Annotated in this window: 1 protein-coding gene and 1 pseudogene; both read right to left on the reverse strand. The window is 57.9% G+C overall.

Going from position 1 to position 3166, the window contains the following annotated elements; genetic code table 11:
• Nucleotides 1-141: 141 nt before the first annotated feature.
• Nucleotides 142-1791, reverse strand: coding sequence for an AsmA family protein (locus AB4043_RS20025; RefSeq protein ID WP_442301084.1), 1650 nt, complete (start codon nucleotides 1789-1791; stop codon nucleotides 142-144).
• 517 nt (nucleotides 1792-2308) lie between these two features.
• Nucleotides 2309-3166, reverse strand: a pseudogene (locus AB4043_RS20030) (phosphoesterase); the annotation flags it as partial.

The following is a 3166-nucleotide window of genomic DNA, read 5'->3' on the forward strand; positions in this document are numbered from 1 at the left end:
CCTGAGCGGGGACACAGGCGTTCTCCAGAGTTGATGTGTTGTTGTATCTGTTTCAGTGCAAAGTATAGCGAAGACAAGGTCCTTGACCGTATGCATCGAAGCGGCGTCTCTGGAGGCAGAGGCTTGTTCGAGGGAGTAGTGCTAGCGATGAAACAACCCGCTGAGAGCTTTTCCTAACGGATTGGACTGCAGGTTCTGCTTTTGTTGTTGTGTGCTTCCGCCAACCAGCTTGCTTATGTCAGGTGTGAACGTGGGGTTGGCGGTTGTGCCGCCGATGGTCACCGGAATTCCATTCGCTGTGGCCTGGCTCACCGTCGACCCAAAGACACCGGGCAACAGGCTGGCGGCCTGTGTGGCGAGTCCGCCGATGCCGGTGGAGTCGAGCTTGATCAGCAGGCGGTAGTTGAGCGCATTATTGGCGCTGATGGAGCCGTTGCCGGAGGCTGAGCCGAGTCCGGCCACGATGGCTGCAAGGTTATTCGTCTGGACACCTTCGGTGCTGTAACGCAGGTTGGTGCTCAAGGCCTGGATGGTGGTGTTCGATCCGGTCTTCGCTCCGGTAAACGCCTGAATGCTGGCGAGCTTCTGTCCCAGATCAAAACCTGCGAGCTGCGTATTTGCAATACGGATAGGCCCGCTGATGACGGGGGCTGTTGTTGGCCCTGCGACATCGAGCGAGAGGGTAAGGGTACCGCCTTGCAGTCGCGAGCCGGAGGGCAACTGTACACCGAGCGAGGGAAGGAAGGCGACCAGGTCATCGATAGGCATGTTCTTGCCATCGACGTTCATCTGTGTCGAGGTGGTGTTGCCGCGGGTTGTGTAGGTTCCGGCGAGGCCGAGCGCGGCCTTGCTTACCTGCATGGTTGCGCTGTTGATCTTGCCGGAGAGCGATTGCAGGTCCTGATTAACGTTGAACTGCAGATCGACAGGCTGTGAGGACGGCGTGCCGTTCTTCGCCAGCTTCAGTTGCGCGAGATGAAGCTTGCCATCGGCCTGTGCCGTCTGGCCATTCGAAGTGACCTTGGTATCGAGATCGGCGATGCCTGAGATTCCCTGGCTGGGCTGGACGAGTCCGGCTGAGACCAGGTCGGCATGTTTCAGCGCGATCTGCGCAGTGAGTGGGGTCAGCGAAGCATCGTGCTGATTGATCGGGCCGGCATTGCCGGTGATCGCGATGCTTCCACCTTCAGGCAGTTTACCGTTCACGGTGAAGGGGAATGCGTTGGCGAACGAGAAGTTCTGCACGCTGACGTTGAGATCGCTGTAGACGTGCGGCTGACCCTGTTGCGGCAGCGTTCCCATGGTGACGCTGCCATCCTTGATATCGATCTTGCCGACGGTCAGGTTGGGAATAAGGTCGTTGGTCTCCGCCGTGGGGGCCTTGCGCTTGCCTTCGCTGCCGATGCTGGAGTAGTTCCAGGTACCGTTCTCGGCGCGTATCAGGACGATCTTCGGTTGATCGATCGTGAAGCCGTTGATGTGGACCTGGCGGTTCAGCAGCAGCGGAAGTACCTCAACGCCGATGTGAACGCTCTTCGCGGTAAGGAAAGGCTGATTGCTGAACGCCGGATCGTCAGCGATGGAGGGCGATTCAGCATTCAGGCTTCCGGAGAAGAGTGAGAAGTCGAGGTGTCCTAACTGCACGGGACGTCCGAGGGAGTCCGAGAGCGCTTTTTCGATGCGTCCGCGATAGGTGTCGGCATCAAGAAGGTGGCCCACGGCGAAGAAGCCGACGAGTGCCAGAAGCACGATGCCTGCAATGATGACCCAACTCCGTTTGATCTGTACCATGCTCTCCCTCTCCCYGCGGTCCTCTCTAGTAGATGCTTCTTCCGGTGTTTCCACCAGTGCTTGAGGATGAATAAAAGAAGAGGAGTTGATAGAGAAACAGATTTCTCCGCGGGGCTACGAAAGGACAAAGCAGGAAAGCTTCGCTGCATTGTCCCGCTGACTAAAAGCAGAGCACCGTTGCGCGTGGCGCAACCACTTCGCGCCGTAGGTGCGAATGTTTTGCTTAAGGGCACGGCTTCAGCCGTGCCAGTACAGCGCGGGTAAAAGATGCGGCTTTAGCCGCTGTTCCTGGGGCTTTGTACGGCACGGCTGAAGCGGTGCCCTTAAGCACTACGAATTCGAGCTTTGCTCGAATTGTCAGCGAACAAAGTTCGCTGGGAGCTGAGTATCGAGTGGGGGTGGTAGAGGAGCAGATTTTTCCGCTCCCATTGGTCGCTGCGAAATGACAAACAAAAAAGGAAGATCGAACTGTATTCGATCTTCCTTTCTGTGGCGAAGATAAGAGACGGTTTAGCTCCTAGTCGTCGTCATCGTCCTTCTTCTGGCCGTGGGGATGAAGCACCATCTGCGGGACGGGTTTGTCGCCCATGGCGTCACGCCAAAGGATGATATTCAACAGGCGGGCATCGGCGCGGTCTTCGTGAGTGAAGTCCATCTTTGAGGACTGCTTCGCTCCCGGAGCCTTTGGCGTGTTGGCCTGGTAGATGAGTTTGTTGTCGCGATTGGTGTAGTCCGCGGTGAAGGCCGGCTGATCGCCTTTGCCTGCGAAGATTGGCGCGATGAGTGGAGCAAAGGCGTCGTTGTTGTTCATCGGCGGAACACCAAGAAGGTCTTCCATGGTGTGCAGGACTGAGACCGTGGTGTAGAAGCTGTGGTCGATGAAGGGCTCTGGATTACGCGGCGAGTACTTGCTCACAATCAGCGAAATCGACCGGTGGCCGTCAACGTGGTCGGCGCCGTCCTGCGCGTCGTCTTCAAGGATGAAGAAGGCGGTGTCGTCCCAGTAGGGCGAGTGTGACAGGGCTTCCACGGCGCGGCCGACTGCGAGGTCGTTATCGGCGACGGAGGAGCGCGGTGTGGGCGAGCCGACGGCAGTGCCGGCAGTGTGATCATTGCCCATGCGTAACATCACGAACTGCGGCATGTTGTCCTTACCGGCATTGCGCTCGGTGACCCATTTATCGAACTGGGTAATGAATTCGCTGACGCGGAGCTGGTCAGGGAACTTGAGATTGAAGTCCGGGTAGGCGGTATCGAAGTGGCCATCAAGCTCGGGCTTGGTGGCGGTGTTCTTGAAGATGAGCGGAATGTGCCACTGGTACTCGCTCACGCCGCCGCCGTAGTTGGAAGGAATCTCCTGGCCAGGGATGGAGCC

Source organism: Terriglobus sp. YAF25 (assembly GCF_052113305.1).
In the GTDB taxonomy this organism is placed as follows: domain Bacteria; phylum Acidobacteriota; class Terriglobia; order Terriglobales; family Acidobacteriaceae; genus Terriglobus.